Origin of the sequence: Sphingomonas sp. 10B4 (genome assembly GCF_035019905.1) — a bacterium.
Taxonomy (GTDB): Bacteria; Pseudomonadota; Alphaproteobacteria; order Sphingomonadales; family Sphingomonadaceae; genus Sphingomonas; species Sphingomonas glacialis.
Map to the genome: position 1 here is coordinate 1 of NZ_JASJVC010000344.1, position 233 is coordinate 233.

Genomic DNA, 233 nt, shown 5'->3' on the forward strand with positions numbered 1-233 from the left:
GAAATAATGAAACCTGACCCGACCCCTCGAGGTACTTCTTCGAGTTGCGGTGCGGGCTTTTTACCTCGGAAAATCGGCGCAACAGCTCTTGCATTTCCTCGTCTTCGCTACCGTCCTGCGCTTGCACCACTTTGGCACGCTCAGTCGTGCGTATGTTGACAACAGCCGGCCCGGTACGGTCAACGATGTCGGCAAAATCTGGCAAACCAATCACTGCAGGTGCCGCGTAAGCG

Annotated in this window: 1 protein-coding gene; it reads right to left on the reverse strand. The window is 55.8% G+C overall.

The window, feature by feature from the left end:
- Positions 1–233: hypothetical protein (locus tag QN347_RS20050; RefSeq protein WP_323494437.1), on the reverse strand; the 233-nt coding region annotated here is incomplete at both ends.